At 63.5% G+C, this 22040-nt stretch carries 30 protein-coding genes; 19 read left to right on the top strand and 11 right to left on the bottom strand.

The window, feature by feature from the left end; genetic code table 11:
- Positions 1 to 186: 186 nt before the first annotated feature.
- Positions 187 to 327 (bottom strand): hypothetical protein, encoded by a 141-nt coding sequence (locus A9K65_RS04020; protein WP_013528645.1) that lies wholly within the window; start codon positions 325 to 327, stop codon positions 187 to 189.
- A gap of 125 nt (positions 328 to 452) precedes the next feature.
- Here A9K65_RS04020 and A9K65_RS04025 point away from each other — a divergent pair, with 125 nt between their 5' ends.
- The 3 genes from A9K65_RS04025 to ligD are packed head-to-tail and all read left to right on the top strand — an operon-like array spanning position 453 to position 4101.
- A complete protein-coding gene (locus A9K65_RS04025) occupies positions 453 to 692 on the top strand; it encodes a hypothetical protein (protein WP_024502193.1) in 240 nt (79 codons plus the stop codon).
- Positions 693 to 704: 12 nt separating this feature from the next.
- On the top strand, positions 705 to 1574 hold the full coding sequence (locus A9K65_RS04030) for a Ku protein (protein ID WP_064992710.1): 870 nt from the start codon (positions 705 to 707) through the stop codon (positions 1572 to 1574).
- Between the two features lie 13 nt (positions 1575 to 1587).
- The gene (gene ligD / locus A9K65_RS04035) at positions 1588 to 4101 is read left to right on the top strand and encodes a DNA ligase D (RefSeq protein ID WP_064992709.1); all 2514 of its coding nucleotides are present in this window, start codon (positions 1588 to 1590) and stop codon (positions 4099 to 4101) included.
- A gap of 76 nt (positions 4102 to 4177) precedes the next feature.
- Here ligD and A9K65_RS04040 read toward each other — a convergent pair whose 3' ends face one another.
- Positions 4178 to 4852, bottom strand: a complete 675-nt coding sequence (locus tag A9K65_RS04040; protein WP_013528648.1) for a winged helix-turn-helix domain-containing protein — start codon at positions 4850 to 4852, stop codon at positions 4178 to 4180.
- A 68-nt stretch (positions 4853 to 4920) separates the two neighbouring features.
- On the opposite strand from A9K65_RS04040, the gene A9K65_RS04045 reads away from it, so the two are divergent.
- The 3 genes from A9K65_RS04045 (at position 4921) to A9K65_RS04055 (ending at position 5873) form a co-directional block, all read left to right on the top strand.
- Positions 4921 to 5136, top strand: a complete 216-nt coding sequence (locus tag A9K65_RS04045) for a DUF1127 domain-containing protein (protein WP_027161220.1) — start codon at positions 4921 to 4923, stop codon at positions 5134 to 5136.
- Positions 5137 to 5199: 63 nt separating this feature from the next.
- Entirely contained in the window at positions 5200 to 5532 is a 333-nt protein-coding gene (locus A9K65_RS04050; protein WP_013528650.1) for an NIPSNAP family protein, read from the top strand.
- Positions 5529 to 5873: an antibiotic biosynthesis monooxygenase gene (locus tag A9K65_RS04055; RefSeq protein ID WP_013528651.1), complete on the top strand. Its 345-nt coding sequence runs from the start codon at positions 5529 to 5531 to the stop codon at positions 5871 to 5873. The genes A9K65_RS04050 and A9K65_RS04055 overlap by 4 nt, the downstream gene beginning before the upstream one ends.
- A gap of 10 nt (positions 5874 to 5883) precedes the next feature.
- Here the strand turns inward: A9K65_RS04055 and mbfA are convergent, their stop codons facing one another.
- On the bottom strand, positions 5884 to 6867 hold the full coding sequence (mbfA, locus tag A9K65_RS04060; RefSeq protein ID WP_013528652.1) for an iron exporter MbfA: 984 nt from the start codon (positions 6865 to 6867) through the stop codon (positions 5884 to 5886).
- 175 nt (positions 6868 to 7042) lie between these two features.
- On the opposite strand from mbfA, the gene A9K65_RS04065 reads away from it, so the two are divergent.
- The 3 genes from A9K65_RS04065 to A9K65_RS04075 all read left to right on the top strand — a co-directional run bounded on the left by A9K65_RS04065 (position 7043) and on the right by A9K65_RS04075 (position 9337).
- Positions 7043 to 7366: a hypothetical protein gene (locus A9K65_RS04065; protein WP_024502197.1), complete on the top strand. Its 324-nt coding sequence runs from the start codon at positions 7043 to 7045 to the stop codon at positions 7364 to 7366.
- Between the two features lie 296 nt (positions 7367 to 7662).
- On the top strand, positions 7663 to 8646 hold the full coding sequence (locus tag A9K65_RS04070; RefSeq protein ID WP_027161221.1) for a threonine/serine dehydratase: 984 nt from the start codon (positions 7663 to 7665) through the stop codon (positions 8644 to 8646).
- A gap of 91 nt (positions 8647 to 8737) precedes the next feature.
- A complete protein-coding gene (locus A9K65_RS04075) occupies positions 8738 to 9337 on the top strand; it encodes a DNA-3-methyladenine glycosylase (protein WP_063173460.1) in 600 nt (199 codons plus the stop codon).
- Positions 9338 to 9380: 43 nt separating this feature from the next.
- On the opposite strand, the gene A9K65_RS04080 is transcribed toward A9K65_RS04075, so the two are convergent.
- Entirely contained in the window at positions 9381 to 9983 is a 603-nt protein-coding gene (locus A9K65_RS04080) for an NAD(P)-binding domain-containing protein (protein ID WP_027161223.1), read from the bottom strand.
- A gap of 119 nt (positions 9984 to 10102) precedes the next feature.
- Here A9K65_RS04080 and A9K65_RS04085 point away from each other — a divergent pair, with 119 nt between their 5' ends.
- The 3 genes from A9K65_RS04085 to A9K65_RS04095 all read left to right on the top strand — a co-directional run bounded on the left by A9K65_RS04085 (position 10103) and on the right by A9K65_RS04095 (position 11814).
- Positions 10103 to 11032 (top strand): LysR family transcriptional regulator, encoded by a 930-nt coding sequence (locus A9K65_RS04085; protein ID WP_027161224.1) that lies wholly within the window; start codon positions 10103 to 10105, stop codon positions 11030 to 11032.
- A gap of 139 nt (positions 11033 to 11171) precedes the next feature.
- Positions 11172 to 11453 carry a hypothetical protein gene (locus A9K65_RS04090; protein WP_063173459.1) on the top strand — a complete coding sequence of 94 codons (282 nt, stop codon included), beginning with the start codon at positions 11172 to 11174 and terminating at the stop codon, positions 11451 to 11453.
- Positions 11443 to 11814 carry a hypothetical protein gene (locus A9K65_RS04095; protein ID WP_063173458.1) on the top strand — a complete coding sequence of 124 codons (372 nt, stop codon included), beginning with the start codon at positions 11443 to 11445 and terminating at the stop codon, positions 11812 to 11814. Before A9K65_RS04090 ends, A9K65_RS04095 begins: the two co-directional genes overlap by 11 nt.
- A 614-nt stretch (positions 11815 to 12428) precedes the next feature.
- Here A9K65_RS04095 and A9K65_RS04100 read toward each other — a convergent pair.
- From A9K65_RS04100 to A9K65_RS04115, 4 genes are read right to left on the bottom strand one after another with little or no spacing between them, the layout of a single operon-like run.
- The gene (locus A9K65_RS04100; protein ID WP_064992708.1) at positions 12429 to 13565 is read right to left on the bottom strand and encodes an ABC transporter permease; all 1137 of its coding nucleotides are present in this window, start codon (positions 13563 to 13565) and stop codon (positions 12429 to 12431) included.
- A complete protein-coding gene (locus A9K65_RS04105) occupies positions 13562 to 14482 on the bottom strand; it encodes an ABC transporter ATP-binding protein (protein WP_013528656.1) in 921 nt (306 codons plus the stop codon). Before A9K65_RS04105 ends, A9K65_RS04100 begins: the two co-directional genes overlap by 4 nt.
- Positions 14479 to 15432 carry an HlyD family efflux transporter periplasmic adaptor subunit gene (locus A9K65_RS04110; RefSeq protein ID WP_013528657.1) on the bottom strand — a complete coding sequence of 318 codons (954 nt, stop codon included), beginning with the start codon at positions 15430 to 15432 and terminating at the stop codon, positions 14479 to 14481. The genes A9K65_RS04105 and A9K65_RS04110 overlap by 4 nt, the downstream gene beginning before the upstream one ends.
- A complete protein-coding gene (locus A9K65_RS04115) occupies positions 15429 to 16127 on the bottom strand; it encodes a CerR family C-terminal domain-containing protein (protein ID WP_063169644.1) in 699 nt (232 codons plus the stop codon). The genes A9K65_RS04110 and A9K65_RS04115 overlap by 4 nt, the downstream gene beginning before the upstream one ends.
- Positions 16128 to 16217: 90 nt before the next feature.
- Between A9K65_RS04115 and A9K65_RS04120 the strand changes: the two genes are divergently transcribed.
- The 3 genes from A9K65_RS04120 to A9K65_RS04130 all read left to right on the top strand — a co-directional run bounded on the left by A9K65_RS04120 (position 16218) and on the right by A9K65_RS04130 (position 18518).
- Positions 16218 to 16691, top strand: coding sequence for a CYTH domain-containing protein (locus A9K65_RS04120; protein WP_064992707.1), 474 nt, complete (start codon positions 16218 to 16220; stop codon positions 16689 to 16691).
- Positions 16688 to 17620, top strand: coding sequence for a CHAD domain-containing protein (locus tag A9K65_RS04125; protein WP_064992706.1), 933 nt, complete (start codon positions 16688 to 16690; stop codon positions 17618 to 17620). Before A9K65_RS04120 ends, A9K65_RS04125 begins: the two co-directional genes overlap by 4 nt.
- A gap of 91 nt (positions 17621 to 17711) precedes the next feature.
- Positions 17712 to 18518 (top strand): hypothetical protein, encoded by an 807-nt coding sequence (locus A9K65_RS04130; protein WP_013528661.1) that lies wholly within the window; start codon positions 17712 to 17714, stop codon positions 18516 to 18518.
- Between the two features lie 54 nt (positions 18519 to 18572).
- Here the strand turns inward: A9K65_RS04130 and A9K65_RS04135 are convergent, their stop codons facing one another.
- Positions 18573 to 19544, bottom strand: a complete 972-nt coding sequence (locus A9K65_RS04135; RefSeq protein WP_064992705.1) for an AraC family transcriptional regulator — start codon at positions 19542 to 19544, stop codon at positions 18573 to 18575.
- 178 nt (positions 19545 to 19722) lie between these two features.
- On the opposite strand from A9K65_RS04135, the gene A9K65_RS04140 reads away from it, so the two are divergent.
- From A9K65_RS04140 to A9K65_RS04155, 4 genes are read left to right on the top strand one after another with little or no spacing between them, the layout of a single operon-like run.
- A complete protein-coding gene (locus A9K65_RS04140; RefSeq protein WP_082826609.1) occupies positions 19723 to 19866 on the top strand; it encodes a hypothetical protein in 144 nt (47 codons plus the stop codon).
- 11 nt (positions 19867 to 19877) lie between these two features.
- Positions 19878 to 20222 (top strand): hypothetical protein, encoded by a 345-nt coding sequence (locus A9K65_RS04145; protein ID WP_032898771.1) that lies wholly within the window; start codon positions 19878 to 19880, stop codon positions 20220 to 20222.
- Positions 20215 to 20733, top strand: coding sequence for a hypothetical protein (locus A9K65_RS04150; RefSeq protein WP_063173454.1), 519 nt, complete (start codon positions 20215 to 20217; stop codon positions 20731 to 20733). Before A9K65_RS04145 ends, A9K65_RS04150 begins: the two co-directional genes overlap by 8 nt.
- A gap of 22 nt (positions 20734 to 20755) precedes the next feature.
- Entirely contained in the window at positions 20756 to 21196 is a 441-nt protein-coding gene (locus A9K65_RS04155; RefSeq protein ID WP_164753792.1) for a hypothetical protein, read from the top strand.
- A gap of 21 nt (positions 21197 to 21217) precedes the next feature.
- Here the strand turns inward: A9K65_RS04155 and A9K65_RS35880 are convergent, their stop codons facing one another.
- Together A9K65_RS35880 and A9K65_RS04160 are read right to left on the bottom strand one after the other, a co-directional pair.
- Entirely contained in the window at positions 21218 to 21541 is a 324-nt protein-coding gene (locus A9K65_RS35880) for a hypothetical protein (protein WP_245322143.1), read from the bottom strand.
- Positions 21444 to 22019 carry a helix-turn-helix transcriptional regulator gene (locus A9K65_RS04160; RefSeq protein ID WP_245321975.1) on the bottom strand — a complete coding sequence of 192 codons (576 nt, stop codon included), beginning with the start codon at positions 22017 to 22019 and terminating at the stop codon, positions 21444 to 21446. The genes A9K65_RS35880 and A9K65_RS04160 overlap by 98 nt, the downstream gene beginning before the upstream one ends.
- Positions 22020 to 22040 lie beyond the last annotated feature (21 nt).

Below are 22040 nucleotides of genomic sequence, written 5' to 3' on the forward strand. Positions count from 1 at the left end.
CCGTCACGCTGGCCTCGGCTGCTCGTGTCCTATGACACTAAGCCGGCCAGCGATGGTATCAAAGCCGTGGCGATGTCGCACGGCGCCTGTCGGCGAGAGCGGGACGCTCGGCGCGATAGGTGGTGGCGCGGGTGGAGGCGGCCGGCCTGCAGATCCGGCTGTTGTGGCGATTTTCGAAAGCCATGATCAGTGCGCGCCCAGCGAGTTGCCGCGACGGGCGCAGGCCGGGCCGGGGCCGCGCATGTAATAGCGTTCGGGCCGGTAGGTCGGCGCGACGAATTCGCGGATGGCGGCGGCATAGCCGATGAGGTGCGCGAGGAAGTTCATTACCTTGTCCCTGTCCCGATTTTCGGATGTCCCTTCCGAATTGCGGTCATCATAGCGTCGAGGCGTGAATAGTCGGTGAACGTGATGTTAATATCTGGTCGAAAGTGCCTTGCTTCGTGGCTGGAATGCGGCTGATTCGGGGTCTTTCCGTGCAGTTGGTTGGCATTCCGGCCAATGTGACTTTTGCATCACATATGTTTCGTTTGAATGTCGCCTGCGCGCGGTTCTGTTTCAACTTTTGCCGAGCCCGCGAAATTTCCGTGCTGGCGGCCAGAACCAACCAGGCGGCCCCTTGGCATCCAGATCGGCGCGGGAGCGCGGAACTGGAGCGCGATCTGTCCGTTCTCACCTTCATCTGGTTCTGAAGGGAAGATATCATGGCGCCGCGTCCGGCCTGGAGAGGCTATCTGAAGCTTTCGCTGGTCACCTGTGCCGTCGAACTGACCAATGTCGTCACCCATACGGAGCGGGTCTCGTTTCGCATTCTCAACCGCAAGACCGGCAACACGGTGAAGCGCCTCTATGTCGATGCCGAAACCGGCAAGCCGTTGGAGGAGGATGACGAGATCAAGGGTTATGAACTCGACGATGGCAATTTCATCCATATCGAGGAAGACGAGATCGAGGCGGTGCAGATCGAATCCTCGCACACGATGGCGCTCGACGGTTTCGTCGACAAAGCTTCGATCCAGCAGATCTATCTCGACACGCCCTACTATGTGGCGCCCGCCGACAAGGTGTCGGAAGAGGCGTTCGCCGTCATTCGCGATGCGATGGCGGGCAAGAAGATGGCCGGGCTGGCGCGTATCGTGCTCTACCGACGCGAACGGCCGGTGGTGATCGAACCGCTCGGCAAGGGCATGGTGCTGACGACGCTGCGCTACGACAACACGGTACGTCAACCGGACACCGTCTTCGGCGACATCGAGCCCGTGAAGACCGATCAGGAGATGACCGATCTGGCCGAGTTGATCATCGACAAGAAGAAGACGAAGTTCGATCCCTCGAAATTCGACGACAAATACGAGGACGCGCTGCTGGAGCTGATCCGCGCCAAGAAGGCCGGCCACAAGGCGCCGAAGGCTAAGGCGGCGCCTAAACCTTCCAATGTCGTCAATCTGTTCGACGCGCTGAAGAAGAGCCTGTCGGACTCCGGGTCATCGAAAACATCTTCGTCGGCGAAGGCCAAGCCAGCGGCCAAACGCGCCAAGTCGAAAGCCAGCGCGCCCAAACGCAAATCGGCGTGAGGAACCCCAACGAATGGCCAGCCTCGAACAATATCATTCCAAGCGCGATTTCAAGAAAACCGCCGAACCGGCCGGCAAGGTCGCCCGGACCAAGCAGGGCGGCGCGGGCGGCATCTTCGTCATCCACAAGCATGCCGCGACGCGGTTGCATTACGACTTGCGGCTCGAGCATGATGGCGTGCTGTGGAGTTGGGCGGTGACGCGCGGCCCGAGCCTCGACCCGCATGAGAAGCGACTGGCTGTCCATGTCGAGGATCACCCGATCGACTATGCGCCGTTCGAAGGCACCATTCCCAAGGGCGAATATGGCGGCGGTTCGGTTATCGTTTGGGACGAGGGCACCTGGATTCCCGAGATCGACCCGGCCAAGGCGATGAAAAAGGGCCATATCAGCTTCGAGCTCAGGGGACACAAGCTGCATGGGGCATGGCATCTGGTGCGGCTGAAGCCGCGTGCGGGTGAAAAGCGCGACAACTGGCTGCTGATCAAGTCGGACGATGCCGCAGCGCGTCCCGGCGAGGACATCCTCAAGGAAGCGCCTGAATCGGTGAAGTCCGGCCTGACGATCGAGGAGGTCGGCGAGGGCAAGACCGCGAAGGGCGAGAAGCCGAAAGTCTGGCATTCCAACAAGCCGGCCGCCGTCAAGACAAAAGCCGGCAAACGCCTCGACTTTATCGAGCCGCAGCTGGCCACGCTCGAGCGCGATGCGCCGCCGGGCAAGGACTGGCTGCACGAAGTGAAGTTCGACGGCTATCGCATGCAGGCGCAGATCGCCGGCACCGATGTGCGGCTGCTGACCCGCACCGGCCTCGACTGGACGAAGAAATTCGGCGGCGAGATCGTCGCGGAGTTGGCCGGGCTGAAGTGCAGCGATGCCATCCTCGATGGCGAGGTGGTGGTGTTGGCCGACAGCGGCGTCTCGTCTTTCGCGCTGCTGCAGCAGGACCTGTCGGCGAAGCGGACCAATCGCTTCATCTATTACGTGTTCGACCTGATGCGGCTCGATGGGCAGGATCTTCGGCGCGAGCCGCTGGTCGAGCGTAAGCAGGCCTTGCAGGAACTGCTCGGCGAACAGTCCGACAATGCGGCGGTCCGCTTCAGCGACCATTTCGCCGAACCCGGCAAGATCATGCTGGAGCATGCCTGCCGCATGGGCCTGGAAGGCGTCGTCTCCAAGCGTGCCGATGCACCCTACCGCAGCGGCCGCGGCCCGACCTGGGTCAAATCGAAATGCACGGCGCGGCAGGAATTCGTCATCGGCGGCTACCTGCCGTCGGACAAGACCGGGCGCGGACTGCGCTCGATCCTGGTCGGCTTCCACGAGGGCGGCAAGCTGCATTATGCCGGCCGCGTCGGCACTGGTTTTTCGGGCAAGGGCGCCAATGAGCTGAAGGCAAAACTCGATGCGTTGACGGCAAAATCATCGCCCTTCTCCACCGCCGTGCCGAAGGGCAAGGGCCTGGTCTGGGTCAAGCCTGAACTTGTCGGCGAAGTGGAGTTTCGCAGCTGGACCTCGGACCGTATAATACGCCACGCCTCGTTCCAGGGGTTGCGCGAGGACAAGCCGGCGGAGGAAGTCGTGCAGGAAAAGCCCAAAGCGGCGACAGGCAAGCCATCGACAGGCAAGAGCACGGCCAAGCCGGCATCAGGCGGCAAAGCCGCCGGGTCGATGACGACCACGGTCAAACTCTCGCATCCCGACAAGCTGCTGTGGCCGGACGAAAACATATCCAAGCAGGGCCTGCTCGACCATTACGCACAGGTTTGGCCGCGCATGGAACAGTTCGTGGTCAACCGGCCGCTCAGCCTGGTGCGGGCGCCGGACGGTGTCGGCGGCCAGCGTTTCTTCCAGAAACATGCCTCGGCTGGCATGAGCGACAAGATCGCGCGCATGAAGGACCCGACCGACGGCGAGGAGATCCTGTTCATCCGGGATTTCGATGGTGTTGCCGCACTGGTCCAGTATGGCGTGGTCGAGATCCACATCTGGGGGTGCACGATCGATGAGATCGAAAAGCCCGACCAGATCATCTTCGATCTCGACCCGGATGAAGGCGTCGACGTGAAGGCGGTGCGCGAGGCGGCGCTCGATATCAGAGGCAAGCTCGACGAGCTGTCGCTGCCGAATTTCGTCAAGACCTCGGGCGGCAAGGGCTATCACGTGCTGGTGCCGTTGAAGCCGTGTGCCGAATGGGACGCGGTGAAGGGCTTCGCCCATGACTTTGCCCGCGCGTTGGAGCAGGGTGCCCCCGATCGCTACACGGCGACGCTGTCGAAAAAAGCGCGCACGGGAAAGATCTTCGTCGACTATCTGCGCAACGGCAGGGGCTCGACGACGGTCGCGCCCTATTCCTCGCGCGCCAAGAAGGGCGCCACCGTGTCGATGCCGGTGACCTGGCCAGAGATCGAGGCCGGCTTGCCGCCGAACGCTTTCCCGATCGGCGACAAGACGACGCTGAAGCAGCTGGCGAAAGCCGATCCGTGGAGGGAATTTTTCAAGCAGGGGAAGGCGTTGAAGCGGGGGTAGTTCGCGCAATTTGCCAGCGCAGCGATCCTTCGCGCCCCCTCTGGCCTGCCAGCGTGACGAAATCAGCGTCGGCTCCTCAGCTCAGAAACACCTTCTCGAAAGCCTGCTTGCCCGGCAGCGAGAAAATCACCGCGCGGCTGTCCTTCTCGCGGCGCGCCCATTTCTCGGCAAGGATCTTGTCGAGGATGGCGGCGCCCAGCGTGCCGGCGAGGTGCGAACGGCGCACGCTCCAGTCGAGGCAGGCGCGGCATACCGGCCGGCGCGGCTTGGTGTAGACGTCGATGCCGATCGCGGCGAAATGCGAAGCCGCCGATGGCCCGAGCCTGATCTCTTGTTCGTCGCGGACCAGTACGTTCTTGGCGACGAGCCGGTCGAGCATCGCCACTGCCTGCTCGCCGGCGAGGTGATCGTAGCAGACGCGCGCCACGCGCATCGCTGCATCGCGCGGACCCGGCCGCACACGCTTTGGACCGACGGCTTCCGCGACGCCTGTGATGGCTTCGATCATGCCCGCCACCTGCGGTCCGGCGAGGCCGTAATAGCGATGCCGGCCCTGGCTCGCCACCGTGAGCAGCCCACCTTCCATCAGTTTGCCCAGGTGCGAGCTGGCGGTCGGCAGCGAGACGCCTGCCTCGAGCGCCAGCTCGCTTGCCGTCAGCGCCGTGCCGCCCATCAGGGCATTTAGCATGTTTGCGCGTGCCGGGTCGCCGACCAGGCTGGCGATGCGGGCGATGTCGGGTCCTTCGCGCATAGTTCGTTCCTCATCGAAGCGTTCTTGTCAGATAATCACTATTCTCCGGTGAGATCAAGGAGACGACGATGGCCGCACGAACCGCTTTCCCCTCAGCCCCGCTCCACAGCCGTCGGTTCTTCCCGTTCGTCAGCTGGTTGCGTTCGCGGCTGCTGGCCCGCTGGTATGACCGCCATCTCCAGCGTCTCGACCTTGCCGAGATCGACGACCATCAGCTGCGCGACCTTGGCCTGACGCCGCAAGACGTGCGCCGCGAATGCGCGAAGTCCTTCTGGCAGCCCTAGCAGACCAGTCGGCACGACGTTTCAATGCCGCTCAAACTATCGACGCAAGCCGAGGAGACCACAATGACCATCACCTGCTTCATCCGCTACGAGATCGACCCGTTCGGCAAGGCGGCCTTCGAGGAGTATGCGCGCAACTGGGGCCAGGCCATTCCGCGCTGCGGCGCCGATCTGATCGGCTATTACGCGCCGCATGAGGGCTCGGCGACGACCGCCTATGCGGCCTATAACATCGAAAGCCTGGCCGCCTACGAAGCCTATCGCGCCCGGCTTGCCGCCGATCCCGCCGGCAAGGCAAACTACGAGTTCGCCAAACGCGAGAGATTCATCCTGAAGGAGGATCGCATGTTCCTGAAACTGGCCTCAGGCCCGCACGCGAAACTGGTGCTGCCGTGATTGCCGTCATCTTCGAGGTCGAACCGGCGGAGGGTCGGCGCGATGCCTATCTGAGCATCGCCGCGGACCTGCGTCCGCTGCTCGACGGCATTGACGGCTTTCTCTCCATCGAGCGTTTTCAGAGTCTGGCCGATCCGAACCGCATCCTGTCGCTGTCGTTCTGGCGAGATGAGGAAGCCGTGAAGGACTGGCGCAACACCGAGGAACACCGGCAGGCGCAGAAGGCCGGTCGCGGCGGCATCTTTGCCGGCTACCGATTGCGCATCGCCCATGTCGTGAGGGACTATGGGCTGACGGAAAGGGACGAGGCGCCGGCCGACAGTCGGGCGGTGAATGGGTGAGTGAGGCTACTCACGCATTCCCGATCAGCACGCCGGCCGCGAACACCAGGGCGCCGCCCAGCACCACCTGGAAGGCGGCGCGCAGGAAGGGCGTCTGCATGTAGCGGTTCTGGACAAAAGCGATCGCCCACAATTCGAAGAACACCACCACCGCGGCAACCCCGGTCGCCGTCCAGAAATGCGGAATGAGATAGGGGAGTGCATGCCCGAGACCGCCCAGCGTCGTCATGATGCCGACGGTCAGACCGCGCTTGAGCGGCGAGCCGCGGCCCGACAGCTTGCCGTCGTCTGAAGCGACTTCGGTAAAGCCCATCGAAATGCCGGCGCCGATCGAGGCGGCAAGCCCGACCAGCAGCGTCTGCCAGGTGTCATGCGTGGCAAAGGCGGCAGCAAAGATCGGCGCCAGTGTGGACACCGATCCGTCCATCAGCCCGGCCAGCCCTGGCTGCACATAGGTGAGGATGAACTGGCGCTGCTCGGCGGCGGTCTCTTCGTCCTTCACTTCGCCCGGCACATGTTTCTGCTCCAGCCGCTGCGCCAGTGTCTCATGGCCCAGTTCGGCCACCGCCAGATCGTCGAGCAGTTTTCGCGTCGAGGCATCCGCCGTGCGCTTGGCAGCCTCGACATAGAAAAGGTAGGCTTGCCGCTCCATCGCCTCGGCCTGGCTGCGCACGTGCTCGATGCCGAGCGGCCGGACCAGCCAGTCGGGCTTGCGCTCGTAATAGCCCTTCACATGTTCGCGCCGGATCAGCGGAATGCGCTCGCCGAAACGCTTGCGGAAAAGCTCGATCAGCGAATCGCGATGGCCATCCTCTTCCTCGGCCATCTCCTCGAACACTTTTGCCGATTGGGGGAAGTTTTCCGTCAGGCCGTCGGCATAGGCCCGATAGATGCGACCGTCATCCTCCTCGGACGAAATGGCCAGCGCCAGGATCTCCTGTTCGGAAAGCGATTCGAAGGGGCGGCGGCCGAAGCCGAAAACACGGGAAAGCATGAGGAATTCACCCTAGTTTAGAATAATTCTAAACTAGGGCTCAAGGTGCCTCCGGTCAATTGCGCGCTTGGGTCGCGGTCAAGAATTGTTGAAGCTCGCATGCCGGGCCGACCCCTTCATTATCAGTGAATGTTCACCTATATAATTCAACCCAGCCAGAACAAGGAACCCGCAGATGACGGCAAAACAGCCTCCGCATCCCTATGACCCAAAGCCCGTTCTCGATCTCATCGCCAGCATCGAAGCCGATCTGCAGCGCCTGAAAGGCCTGGTCGAGCAGCAGGTCGAGAAATTCGACCCCGCCAATCCGCACAACAAGGCGCCGGACGGCAAACTGACCGAGGAAGGCGTCGAGTGCTGCTACCGCATGTTCGACGAGGGCAAGTCGCGCTATTCGGTCGCCCAGCAGATGAAGATATCCTTTGCCGCCGCCAGCCACCGCTTCAACAACTGGCGCAAGCTGGGCGGGAGCAAGAGGCAGAGGACGCTGTTGGGGTGAAACTCGTGAGACGGCGGCGGGACGGCGCCCCCCTCTGTCCTACCGGACATCTCCCCTACGAGGGGGAGATTGTCAGCTTCATTAGGTGTGCCCCTTCTTCAACGTTGGAAATTGGCGAAAGCGGATACTCAGCCGATCTCCCCACCCGTGGGGAGATGTCCGGCAGGCCAGAGGGGGGCGTGCAGCCGAGGCGTTGGCGACCGCCTCGCTAAACCTTGTAACGGTCACATTTTTCCCATGGTGCGCCGCCTCCCTTTGCGGGCATCATGGAAAGACCCCTGTCCACTGGACCTCACATGACCGCCACCACCCCTCCCGGCATCGCCGACATCCACGCCGCCGCCGCGCGTCTCGCCGGCCTGATCGTCGAAACCCCGTTGATCGAATCGCAGGAGCTGAACAAGCGCTTCGGCGGCCGCATCCTGTTCAAGCCGGAGACGCTGCAGCGTACCGGCTCGTTCAAGTTCCGTGGTGCCTACAACAAGCTGTCGTCGCTGAGCGACGAAGAACGCAGCCAGGGCGTCGTCGCCTTCTCGTCGGGCAATCATGCGCAGGGTGTCGCCGCTTCGGCCGCGATGTTCGGCGTCAAGGCGGTCATCGCCATGCCTTCAGACGCGCCGGCGATGAAGATCGCTAACGTCCGCAAGATGGGGGCGGAGGTGGTGCCGTTCGACCGCTTTCGCGACGACCGCATGAGCGTGGTTCGCCCTTACGTGGAAAGAGGCATGGTGCTGGTGCCACCCTTCGACGACCCGGCCATCATTGCGGGCCAAGGCACGATCGGCCTCGAATTGATGCGCCAGGCAAAAGCGCTTGGCGTCGACCTCGACGCGGTCGTCATTCCCTGCGGCGGCGGCGGCCTGACCAGCGGCATTTCGGTTGCCGTCAAGGACGCCTCGCCCAACACTGCGGTCTGGGCGGTGGAGCCCGAGCATTTCGACGACACCCGCCGGTCGCTGGCCGCCGGCGCCAGGGTGTCGAACGAACCCGGCCACGCGTCGATCTGCGACGCGATCCTGACCGCGGAGCCCGGCCTGATCACCTTCGAGATCAACCGCAGGAACCTGGCAGGCGGCATCGCCGTCTCCGACAAGGCGACGGCACAGGCGATGCGCGACGCCATGGCCTATCTCAAGCTGGTGGTCGAGCCCGGCGGCTGCGTGGCGTTGGCGGCGCTGTCGTCGGGCGAGATCGAACTGTCCGGCAAATGCGTTGCCGTGGTGCTGTCCGGCGGCAATGTCGATTTCGGCACTTATGCCGGGATCATGGCGGCGGCTTGAGACGAGATGTCCAAGGGGTCCGACATGGATCTGAGGCAGGTTTTGCCTTGGATCACTCCTCGCCCGCCTCCAAATCGTCGGCGGGCTGAACATGGTCATCTACCGCCCGCTCACGCGTTCTGAGCTGCCCGACGATACAGCATCCCTTGCCCGCACTCTCATCGGCAAGATCGTGGTGCGCGAACTGCCCGAAGGCATCGCCAGCGGCCGCATCGTCGAGACCGAGGCCTATGTGACCGGTGACGCCGCCGGGCACGGCTATCGGGGGATGACCCCGCGCAACCGTTCGCTGTTTCTCGACGCTGGGCACGCCTATGTCTATCTCGCCTACGGCATCTCCTACATGCTCAACGTCTCGAGCGAGATGGCAGGGGTCGGAACCGGCGTGCTCATCAGGGCGCTCGAACCGCTCGAAGGCATTGCGCTCATGCGGCTCAATCGCGGCATCGAGCGCTTGCGCGACCTTGCGCGAGGACCGGGAAGGCTGGCCCAGGCGTTGCGGATCGATCGTTCGCTCGACGGGCTCGATCTCTGCCGCAAAGGCCCGCTATGGCTGGCACGCGATGATCATGAACCCGACGAAATAGGGGAAAGCGTCAGGATCGGTATTTCGAAAGATGCGGACCGCCTGCTGCGATTCCATGTCAGAAAGAGCCCGTTCGTCAGCGGCCCAGCTTCGCTGAACGGCTAGACGACGGGCTGGTCGCCAGCAAGAGGACGCCAGCCTGGGTGCATTATTCGAAGCGAACGAGATTGAGGACCGGCAACGGACCGCCCGGAAATTGGACGAGGCGAGCGCCGAGCGCCAGGGGTCCGAGATCTATGCCATGGAAGCCAAGCCTGCCGATCAGCGCGCCGATTTCAGCCTTGGCCTGCGCGTCGTCACCCGAATAGAACAGCACGCGCTTGCCGCCTTCCGCCGCCGGGTCGTCGGCCAACAGCTGTGCCAGCAAATGGTTGAACGCCTTCACCACCCTGGCGCCAGGCACGAGATCGGTAAACACCTCACTTGAGAAACGGCCGCCGAGATCGACCGGCCTGAACAGCGGCGCCTCGATCGAGTTGTTGGCGTCGATGACGATGCGCCCGTTCCAGTCGGGCAGGCCGGCAAGTGCTCCCGGAAGCTTCGACCAGTTGACCGCGACAAGCACAATGTCCTTGGCCGCCGCCTCTTGCAGCGTGCCGGCCTTGATCGAGGGGCCGATTGACGTAACGAGTTCCGCCAGTGTCTCCGGGCCGCGGCTGTTGGCGATGGTGGCCTCGATGCCGTTCCTGGCCAGCGTTCGGGCGAATGCCTGGCCGATATTGCCGGCGCCGATGATGCCGATGCTGTTCATGATCTTCACTCCGTTGGTTCGTGTGGAGTGGATATCGCCCTTTTATTGGCCTAGGATTAGCCGGTATTTGCTTGTCTTATTCTCAAACATCAGTTGAAGATTGTTCGTTACGGAGAACGATGGAGACGCTCGCCAACCTCGAATCCTTCGTTCGCAGTGCGGAAGCCGGCGGCTTTTCCGCCGCCGCGCGGCTGCTCGGGCTGACACCTGCCGCCGTCAGCCGCAACGTTGCCATGCTGGAGCGCAATCTCGGCCTGCGCCTGTTCCATCGCTCGACGCGCAAACTCGCGCTGACCGAAGCCGGCGAGCGTTTTCTGCACGACATTGGCGGCAATCTCGAAGCGCTGCAGGACGCCATTGCGGCAACGTCCAGTGGCGGCAGCGAACCAGCCGGCGTGCTCAAGCTCAGCCTGTCGCCGACGTTTGGCATCGCCTATTGCCTGCCTCTGCTGCCGGCATTTCTCATGCGCTATCCGCTCATCCGCCCGGAATGGCATTTCGAGAACCGACCGGTGGACCTCGTGGCCGAGGGCTATGATGCGGCAATCGGCGGTGGCTTCGACCTCTCGCCGGGCGTCGTATCGCGGTCGCTGGCGCCGGTCCACGTCATCGCCGTCGCCTCGCCCGCCTATATGGCAGCGCAGACGCCTCCGACCGATCCTTCCGGCCTTGCCGCCTTCGATGGCATTCTCATGCGCTCGCTCAGTACCGGCCGCATCCGTCACTGGACGATGCGGGATGCCGCAGGCAATGAGATGGCGGGCTCACCGCGCGAGACCATTGTCGTCAACGATCCGGCCGCCATGCGGCAAGCCGCCCTGCTGGGGCTTGGTGTCACCATGATCGCGGTGCCGGACGCACTGCAGCATCTTGAAAATGGTAACCTCGTCCGGGTGCTGCCCCGCTGGTATGCCGATGCCGGCGCGCTCTCGATCTACTTCGCCAGCCGCAGGCTGCTGCCCGGGAAAACCCGCGTCTTCATCGATTTCGTCGTCGACGCTTTCCGACGCGAACACTTTGCCGAGCGCTTCGCCGGCAGCCTCGGGTGAGGCTCGAGGGAAGCCAGCGGACACCCGCTTCGCCTTGGGACGACGACGCCACGAGGGGATTAGATAGTTGACAGACCCTAGGCTAGACAGGAGGCCGGTGATGTGAGTCGCGCACAGATTTCATTGTGTAAGGAAGCATATGCCGGATACCGAAGGAAAGATGTCGCCAGAAGAGCAAAAGAAGGCGATAGACTGGCTAAACAGAAAAGCTCCGAACATGGTGTGCCCGGCATGCAAGCATTCTTCGTTTGCCATTGTCGAGCATATTTTGACCCCTCAGATTCACTATGGCGGGAGCATCATCATGGGCGGTCCGAATTATCCGCAATTCATGGTCGTCTGCAACAATTGCAGTCACATGCTCACCTTCAGTGCCATCGCGTCCGGTGTCATACCAAAGGACCCGTCCGATGGAAAATGAGGTGCAAATTACTCAGACGACAACTTACACAGAAAGACCCGCAGAGCCGATCCGGCTTGTCATGGGGTCTCGCGAAATGAGGTGCTACACCGTCACCGATAGCGAACTGAAGCAGCTAGGGCTTGCGAACCTGGCTATCTCCGGAACGTTTGGGATTGGATCGGCGTTTTTCGCCTTTGGTCTCGATGTCTACAAAGACACGGAGATGGCGGCGCAAATCCCAGCGGCAGCCCAAGCTATGGTCGGCGTAGTGCAGCCCATTTGCCTCTATATCGGTATCGCTCTTTGGATAGCCTCCGGAGCGCTGCTTTATTGGCGGCACGGGATGCTCGACATCATAAAAAAGGAATCGAAGTCCTAGGCGCTACCCAGCCAGCCGTAGGGGGATTGGCCCGCTAAAGCACGCGCATGTGTTTCCTTAGCCCCGTTTGTGCCGTGTTTGCCTGTGAAAACCGGGTACGGCGACGCCTTAGGGTCGTCGGGCACCTACGAATCACCTAATGTTTGGTTTGGCCTACTCCAGACCGGCCACAGGCCCCGCCCTGATAACAGGCGGGGCGCGATCCTGCGTACCTGGTCAACCGGGGGTTATCCCGGCGGAGGACAAGAACATGGTAGCATGTTCATGGCCGAAGGCTGTACACGTCGTATTTTACTGGCGTGTACGGTTCGGACGATTGGAATTCGTCCGAGAGCATTGTCGGTCCTACCCGACGGTGTAATTAGTAAGAGACTTCAACTCCAAGCCCCGCTTCGGCGGGGTCTTTTTTTAACAAGCGAATCTTGGCCGTATTCGACCGCTTTTGCAATCGTTTCGTCACCGTTCCGGTGCAATTATTTTGATGGGCTTGGACCTCTTTTCAGGCACGGGAGGCGCCTTGACCGCCTTCTTAGTTGCTGCGGGCTCTTCGGAATCGGTGGTCTCAATCTTGCGCGCCAGTTCACATATATAATCGCCCTCCACGAGCGCGGCGTCTAATCCAGCGTCCGCCGGAATCGCACCAATGCTACGCCGGCAAACAAAGCCACGAACACCACCAGCCAACCGATCTCGCCGGCCACCGCCGGCAGTTCGGCGCCCTTCAGCATCACCGCGCGGGTGATGCGCAGGAAATGCGTCAGCGGGAAGATCTCGCCGAAGATTTGTGCCCAGTCCGGCATGCCGCGATACGGGAACATGAAGCCGGACAGCATGATCGACGGCAGGAAGAAGAAGAAGGTGAGTTGGAGCGCCTGCATCTGCGTGCGGGCGATGGTCGAAATCGTGTAGCCGAGCAGCACCAGCGCCAGCACGAAGATCAGCACGGCGGTCAGGAGCAGCGACATCGATCCGGTGAAGGGGATGGCGAACAGAAGTTTCGCCGCCGCCAGCACCACCACCACCTGCACGCCGCCGACCGCCAGATAGGGCAGCACCTTGCCCATCATGATCTCGAGCGGGCTGGACGGCATCGCCAGCAGGTTCTCCATCGTTCCGCGCTCGGTCTCGCGTGTCAGCGCGATCGAGGTCATCATCACCATGGTCATCTGCAGGATGACGCCCAGCAGGCCGGGCACGATGTTGTATTGCGAGATGCCTTCGGGATTGTAGCGCCGGTGTACGACGACATCGAGCTGACCCTTGGCGGCCTCGGCGGCGGCTTCCTGCGTCCCTTGCGCCCTCAGCAGCGCCTGGCTGGCGACTGTGCCGAGCGTCGAGATGGCGCCGCTTGCCACCGCCGGGTCGGTGGCGTCGGCCTCGATGAGTATCTGCGGGCTGTTGCCGCTCTCCACCCTCCTGGCGAAATCGGCCGGGATGGTGACGACGAAGGCAACGTCGCCGCGCGATATCAGGAACTCGGCCTCGGCGGCACTTTGCGCGACATGGTCGAAACGATAGTAACCGGTGGTCTGCAGCGCCGCGACAATGGCGCGCGTATAGGGATCGTTGCTCGTCGCCACGAGTGCTGCCGGCAGGCTTTTCGGGTCGTTGTTGATGGCGTAGCCGAAAAGCACCAATTGTATCAGCGGCACGCCGAGCATCATGGCGAAGGTGATGCGGTCGCGCCGCATCTGGATGAATTCCTTGATCAGCAAGGCGCCAAGCCGAGCGAAGGAAAAGACGCTGTTCATGCCATGTTGTCCTTCGAGCCGGACATGAACTGGATGAAGACGTCCTCGAGGCTGGTTTCGCCGGGCGAAACTTTCACGCCCTTGTGCTCTCTCTCGACATCGGCAAGCGCGGCTTCGAGCTTCTTCTTGTCGGAGCCGACGACATGCAGCGTCGCGCCGAACGGCGCCACTTGGTCGACGCCGGGGCGGCCCTGAAGCGCTTCGGCGACCTGATCGAGGCGCGGACCCTGCAGGACGAAGGTGGTCAGCCCGGCATTTTTCACCACTTCGGCGACAGTGCCGGTGGCCAGCATCTTGCCATAGGAGATGTAGCTGATGCGGTGGCAGCGCTCGGCTTCGTCCATATAGTGGGTGGAGACCAGCACGGTCAGCCCGCCGCTGGCGAGGCGATGGATCTCGTCCCAGAATTCGCGCCTCGCCTTCGGGTCGACACCGGCCGTAGGCTCGTCGAGCAGCAGCAATTTCGGCTTGTGCATGATGCAGGCGGCCAGCGCCAGCCGCTGCTTCCAGCCGCCCGACAAGGTGCCGGCCAGCTGGTTGCGGCGCGACGTCAGGCCGAGGTCCTCCAACGTGCTCGCGACATGCTCCTCGACCGGCTTCAGCCGGTAGAGCCGCGCCACGAATTCGAGATTCTCGCCGATCGTCAGATCCTCGTAGAACGAGAATTTCTGCGTCATGTAGCCGACTTCGCGCTTGATGCGCAGGCTGTCGGTGCGGATGTTGAAACCGAGCACCGTGCCTTCGCCCTCGTCCGGCGTCAGCAGGCCGCACATGATGCGGATGGTGGTCGTCTTGCCCGAACCGTTGGGGCCGAGAAAGCCGACGATCTCGCCCTCGGCAACCGACATCGTCACATGGTCGACGACGGTCTTGTCGCCAAAGCGCTTGACCAGGCCGTGGACGTCGATGGCGTTCATCTTGCGCTGTCCGCCAGATCGACATCGACGATCTGGCCGGGCTGCAGCGGGCCGGCATCGCCCTCCGGCCGCGCCTCGACCAGGTAGACCAGCTTCTGCCGGTTCTCAAGCGAATAGATCACCGGCGGGGTGAACTCGGGATCTGGCGAGACGTAGCTGACGCGCGCCTTAACATCCGGGCCGCAGCCGTCGCAATGGACGCCGAGCAAGGTGCCGACCTTGACCGAGGAGAAGGCGCTCTCCGGGATATAGACGCTGAGCTTGACCGCGCCGTCGGGCAGGATCGAAATCACAGGCGCGGTCGGACCTGATGTATCGCCCGGATTGCGGATGACGTCGTTGACGCGGCCCGGCGAAGGGGCTGCCAGGACGCGCTTCGACAGCCGCCACTGCGCCTGCTCCAACGCGGCCTGCGCCTGCTTGACCTGATTGTCGGCGGCCTTGATCGTCTCGGGGCGCGCCGGCAGGCCGCCGACGGCGAGATTGGATTTGGCCTGGCCGACCTGCGCATTGGCCGTTTCGAGCGTGGCCGACGCGGTGTCGAAATCCGCTTGCGTGCCGGCGCCGCGCTTGAACAGATCGGCGGCGCGGTCGTATTTGCGCTTGGCGTCGGCGGCCTGGGCGCTGGCCATATCGACCTCGGCCTTCAGCACGGCGATCTCTTCCGGCCGCTTGCCGATCTGCAGGTCGGCGAGTTGTGCCTGCGCCTGTGCAAGGCTTGCCTGCGCCTGCGCCACAGCGATCTTTGCATCGGCGCTTTCCAGCGTCACAACGGTGGTGCCGGGCATGACACGGTCGCCGCGCTTGACCGTGACGGTCTCTACCTGCGCCACCTCGATCGGCGCCAGCAGCACGTAGTCGCCTTCGACATAGCCGACGGCCAGCGGTGCTGCCGGGGCACAGGCCGAGAAGAGCTGCGCGGCGAGCGGCAGCGAACACAGAAAGCTCATGGTCTTTGCCCCTTTGTCTTTGCCCCTTTTCTGGCGGCCAATATGGCCTTGAGATTGCCCGATGTGACCGCCACCACCTTGGCGGCCTCCGCGGCGCCGATATCGGGCCAGCCCATGCGGCGCATCACCGCCTCACGGCCGATGCGGAAATAGATGACCTGGCCGATGAGCGTGAACACGGTGAGCCTTGTGGCCTCGCTTTCGGCGGGCTCGCCAGTTGCCTGTTCCCACAGCTGGCACAGCCGGCGATGGCTCGGCTCGAAGACACCGTCATAGATACGATCGAGGGCTGCCGTTGGATGGGAAAGTTCGCGCAGGATGAACTGCACGATCTCACCGGCCTGCGGACTGGCCACGACAAAGCCGACCATTCGCTCCAGCGCCGCGAAGAGCTGCGCCTGCGCTGCCTCCGGACCGACCGGCGCGGGCGCCTGCGCATTGCCGAGCGCCGGGCCGGCGACCGTCTGGATGGTCTCGACGATAAAGTCGGCGGCGGCCGTGCGAAGACCCTCCTTGCCGCCGAAATGATAGGCGATCGAGCCTATATTGGCTCGCGCCTCGGCGGCGATCTCGCGCGTCGAGGTGCCGTCGAAGCCCTGCCGTCCGAACAGCTTCAGTGCCGCCTGGACAAGCGCCGCGCGCGTCATCTCGGCGGGCTCGCGACGAAGAACTTTGGGCTCAGGTAGTTTGATCATAAGCGCACTTTAATCAATCGATTGATTAAAGTCAACTTCTGTTCGTCATTGTCTTGCCATCGACGGCGGCAAACGCTTTAGTGCGCGGCCATGGGCAAGGAAGTCGAACGAAAATTCCTGGTCACCAGCACCGCATGGCGGGAGTTGGCCGAGGCCAATATCCGCATTCTCCAGTTCTATCTCGCTGCCGGCCCCGGGCGCACAGTGCGCATCCGCATCAGCGACGGCACTTCCGCCAAGCTGACGCTCAAATTCGGCAGCAAAGCGCGCGAGCGCGACGAATTCGAATACCCGATCCCGCTGTCGGAGGCGGTGGAGATGCTGGACTTCGCCATCGGACGTGTCATCGAGAAGACACGTCACCATGTTAGGCACCGTGGCTATCTCTACGAAGTCGATGTCTTTGGCGGATCGCTTGCGGGACTTGTGGTCGCCGAGCTTGAGACGCCGGAGGACGTGCCGGACGAAATGCTGCCCGACTGGCTCGGCCGTGAAGTCACCGGCGAGCAGAAATTCTACAACGCGTCGCTCGCCCTTGGTGGGATTCCGGAGATCGCCGCATGAGCTTTCGCATCGATCCGCGCCTGCCGCTGACCGGCGAGGTCAGGAGAATCCTTGCCGAGGAGATCGGCAAGGCGCTGCATCATCTTGACGCCGCACGGAGCCGGCCGGAACAGGCGCTGCACAAATGCCGCAAGCGGCTGAAGAGCGCTCGCGCCTTGTTGCGGCTTATTCGTTCCGGTGACGAAACATTCTGTGAGACAGAAAACCAGTGCTACCGCAACGTGGCGGCCCTGCTTGCCGGCCCGCGCGAGGCGACAGCGCTGATCGAGACCATCGACCGCCTGGCGGCAAGCTTTCCCAAGGAGAGCGCCGACGATGGGCTGGGCGCGGTTCGCGACAGGCTGATCGCGCGCCAGCATGAATTGCACGAAGGTACAGGGCTCGAAGCGGCGATCGGCGCGGCGACCGCCGCCTGCGAGGAGGGCCTGCACCGCATCGGCACGCTGGCCTTGCCCGACCAGCCGGAACAGGCGGCCGACGTGCTTGCCGAAGGCGCCCGCGTCACGCTGCGCCGCGCCAGGAAGGCGCTCGACAAGGCCGGATCGCGGGGAGCGGCCGATGATTTCCACGATCTGCGCAAGGCGGCCAAGACCCACGGCATGCATCTGTCGCTGCTCGGCAGGCTGTGGCCGACACCGATCAAGGCGCGGCGCAAGGCGGTCGACGAACTGGGCGAGCGGCTGGGCGACCTGCACGATGTGCTGGTGATGCGCGCCCTGCTCGAGGCCGACGACCAGCTGCTCGGGCCGCCCGAGGACACGAAACTTCTGGCCAAGCTTTTGAAGCGGTCGGAGAAGCAGCTGAAGAAGAGCTGCCTTGCCTCGGCGGCCGAGCTGTTCGGCGACAGTCCCAAACGCTCGACACGCAAACTGGCCCGCAAGGCGCGCGACGATCTGGCTGCGCCGCCGGAAGAGGCCGCGGCATCGTAGGATGACTTGGCGCTTTTCCTCTCGGTCCTGACGGGGGGAAGAAAGGCGTGCGCTAGCCCTCATTACCCGCCCATGCTAATCGCCATGGAGTATGACCGAGCCCGGCGACACGCTTCTGGATCGACTTGGCCGCTGGCTTGCCGGCCGGCTGCAGGAAGAATCGTCCGGCTACGAGCCCTACACCCCCTCCGATGCCGAAACGCTGCGTCGCACGCTTGAGCCCGGCGACATCCTGCTGATCGAGGGCAACCAGAAGATCTCGGCGGCGATCAAGTACCTGACCCAGTCGACCTGGTCGCATGCGGCCTTCTATATCGGCGATGCCTTGCCCGCGCCGGCGGACGGCTCGGAGCGGCCGCGCCTGATCGAGGTCACGATCGGCGAAGGCTGCGTCGCCGTTCCATTGTCGCGCTACCGCACCTACAACACCCGTATCTGCCGGGCGAGTGGGCTGGCGCCGGAGGATCGCGACAAGGTCGTCGCCTTCATGATCGGCAAGCTCGGCCTGAAATACGACCTCAAGAACATTTTCGACATGCTGCGTTTTTTCTTCCCGACACCGCCGGTGCCGGTGCGCTGGCGCCGCCGCATGCTGGCCTTCGGTTCCGGCGATCCGACACGGGCGATCTGCTCGACGCTGATTGCCGAGGCCTATGGCCAGATCCGCTATCCGATCCTGCCCGAGATCACCCGTGCGCCCGGCCGCGCCTCGGCGCAGTCGAACTATTCGCGCAAGGAAATCCTGCACATCCGCCACCATTCGCTCTACACGCCGCGCGATTTCGACCTGTCGCCCTATTTCCGCATCGTCAAGCCGACGCTGGAATATGGTTTCGACTACCGGGCGGTGACCTGGGACGACAAGCTTGCCGATCCCGGGGCCAAGGCCGCCGAATAAACGCGATCAAATGAGTCCAGCCGCTGCACAGGACCGCTGGCCGGCGGCCGGGCGTCAGTGCTTGCAAGCCGCGGCCCGCACGTCCGAGGGTGTGGCGTCATAACGGCGACGGAACGCCCGGTTGAAATAGGAAAGGTCGTTGAAGCCGGCCTCGTAGGCGATCGCGGTGATGCTGCGTCCGGCATGGCGCGGATCGCCGAGCATGCGATGCGCGCGCGCCAGCCGTTGGGTCATCATGAAATCAATCAAGGATGTGCCATCGCTCTCGAACAGCTTGCGGACGTAGCGGGCCGACAGTCCGTGGCGGGCGGCGACGTCCTGCGCCGACAGGTCGACATGGCCACCATGCGCGACGATATCGGCCTTGATGGCGCGCAAGCGGGCAACGCTGACGCCGCGGCCGCGTGCGATCTGGGCCGCATCCCTGGTCGCGCCCATGGCGAGTGCGGCAAGGTCGAAGACATGCGCCGCCGCAAGGTGGCAGGCCTCCGCAGTCAACTCGTCTCCGACCTCCTGGATCGAGCTGATATAGTCGAGCAACAGCCGCATCGCCCCGCTTTGGGTCGGCAAGGGCCGCATAAGAACCGCGGCCGGATCGCCGATCAGAGGCGAAAGCTGCTTGCGCGAAAAACTCAGATTGACGAAGCGAAACCCGCCGGCGCCGATCAGGTTGAGGCCAACCTCTTCACCGCTCATCATCAGCGCCTGGCCGTTGCCGACCGCCTCCTCGCGGCCGCGATGCTTCATCACACTGCCCCCGTCGAGGGCCGCCAGGAGAACGAAGTCGTCATTGTCGATCAGTGACGACGTACGATGCACCCGGAATTCCGATGAGCTGCCGGTGGCGATGCCGAGGCCTGGCAACGCGCGCACCCGCATGTCGATCTGCGCCGGCGCCAGCGGATCGAGGTCCACCCTCAGAACCGTGCGGCCGTAAACCTCACGCGTGATCTCGACGCGATCCCGCTCCGGAAACATCTCCGTCGACAGCCTGAATGAGGCTGACGTCCCCATCGTCGCAGTCATCGACACCCCCCATGCCCAAGAGCGCGGTCATATGCGCCGGAGCCTGCAAAACGTCAATCCCGGGCCGTTTTGGCCGCTTTCAGTGCCGTTCTGTCCAAGCTGACCCCCTTTTATGCCCCTAGTTTGCGGCGCGATTCCGGAACCGGAACCGCATTGGCGGCAATCCAAAGGGGGCACGATGTTTCATTTGCAACTGTTCAAGACGCTGTCGGCACTGGCTGCGGCAGGGTTCAATCCGCGCATCTATCTGCTGTCGATCGCCTTGGGCAACGCAGTGACCGATCATCGCGAGGCCAAGCTGCCGCCGCGCGCTGCCCGATGATGAGCAGCACCATGAAAAAGAGCATTTTCCTGGCCCTGACCATTGCCCTGGCGGGCTGCCAAACGGGCCAGGTCGACGACAGGCCGGCATCGATCGCGAGCGCGGCCGGCAGCAAGAAGGCCCGGAACGAACCGACGACGGAAACGGCCTGCGCCGATGCGGCCAAGAAGGCGGCGAAGGCGCAGACCAATGCGGCTCTGCTCGGCGGTGTGCTGTCGATGGCGGGGGGTCTTGGCGGTCTGGCTGGCAATGGTGGGGTCATTGCCGGCCAGGCCGCCTCGATCGGCGGCTCGGTTCTGCAGTCCCAGGCAACGAGCAGTGCCCGGGCCGGCATTGCGCAGGACTGTTATGGCTGAGCGGCGTTTCGCAGCCATGCGCCGGCTGGCCGGCGCGCTCGCACTTGCCGGCATGATCTTCGACAGCCCGCCTGCCTTGGCCCTGACAGCGCGGGATGCGTCGGCGGTCGTCGGCCTGATCGAGGCCTTGCAGCCCGAATTCGGTCAGTTCGCCTATGACGAGGAGATCGCCGCCGACTGGTACGAGCGCGATGCCGCGGACAAGGGCTTGATCGGCAGCGCCGGTTTCACCGCCGACAGCTGGAAGGTCGCGCTTGGAGAGACCATGCGCGGGTTCCTGGCGACGATGCCGGTCGCAGAACTCGATGCCATTTTCGCCAAGCTCAGAAATGCCATATCCGGCATGAGGGAGCTGACCGAGGCACAGAAGACGGAGACCATCGCCGCGATCGACGAAGAGGTCGAAGGCTTGATGGCCTTGCGGGCCGAGGGCGATCCCTTCGCCGATGTCGTCAGGCCGCTGACGCCAAAAATCCGCAGCCTCATCCTCGGCCCGGCGGTGGGGCAATAGGATGTTGGGCAACAGGAAACGGGTGGCCGGAAAAGCAACTCCGGGCGGGAGCCTTGAGGCCGAACATCGCGATATTTTTCCAGCCACGGCACGTGCCGGGCGAGGCAGCCCGATCGCGATGCTGATCTGCCTGCTGGCCTCCGGCTGCAGCCAGACGGCCGCCAGCCCGCCGATCACGCCAGACCAGCATGCGCAATTGGCGGAGTTGGCGGCCGGCCCGGACTCGCCGGCAGGCCTTGGCGAGGCCCTGGCTGCAGTCGAGGCGACCAGGAAAATGCGGGACTGCCGGGCGCGGATGAACGAGACGGTCGGGCAGATGAAGACGATGGGCGCCGTCAATGGCGCGGTCGGCGTCGCCGGTCGCATGGCGGGTCCGGGGGGCAAGACAGCGGCAAAAATGGTGGCGGTCGGCACTGCCAGGGTCGTGCGCGGCAAGCTCAGCCGCCAGATGCAATCGTGCTGAGACGATTGACGCGGTGCCTGGTCAGGCCGGCAGCGGCCGCCGTCCTTTCGCGGCGGCGGGCGTATCAGGCCTCGCCCCGGCATCTCGCGCGTGCGGCCCGATCGGCATGATTGCCGGAAATGGCGTCGCGCCAAAGGCAAACGTCCATTTGTAGCCGATCAGGCCATCCTCCGGCGTCGTGTGCTGGTCGTGATGGGCGAGCAGCTTGGCGCGGTCGGCGAGATCCTCCGCCTCGCGCCGCACCATTTCAGCCGTCTCCGGCCGCATCCGCCTGGAGAAGCTGACGAAGGTCGCTTCCTTGTCGATATGGGTGATGGCCCAGCCGATGAAATTCTTGTTGGTCATCTCGAACAGCGGCCCTGAGCGGCCCTTCGAAGTTCCACTGGATCGGCGTCTCGACCAGCAGTCTCGCCGAAAGACCCCGTCCGAGCGCGATCAGGCCGAGTTCCTCGAGATCGCGCAGATAGAGGAACATCGAAGCCTCGCTCAGGCCTTGCGAGCGCATGATGCCTTCGGGCGTGAACTTTTCTGACAGCATGACGAAGATGAACAGCAGCGCCGGCCGGCCGGCGAGCTTGCGCTCGACCTCCGGCGCGATGTGGTTGACCGGCCCAGGCCCCCGGTTCATCGAGCCGAGCACGTTTTCCAGTTCGACACCGGCCGCAGCGCAAATCTCCATCAGCCGGTCGAGCTTGCAATTGCGCTCATGGAAGATACGCTTCACCGTCGGTTCGGAAACGCCCATGCGTTCGGCCAGCGCGCGATAGGTGACGCCCTTCGCCTTCAACGTCCGCTTCAGCGCCTGGAAGATCAGACCGTTCATTGGATGCACCTCTTGCCGCTA

The organism is Mesorhizobium sp. WSM1497 (assembly GCF_001672455.2).
Lineage (GTDB): Bacteria > Pseudomonadota > Alphaproteobacteria > Rhizobiales > Rhizobiaceae > Mesorhizobium > Mesorhizobium ciceri.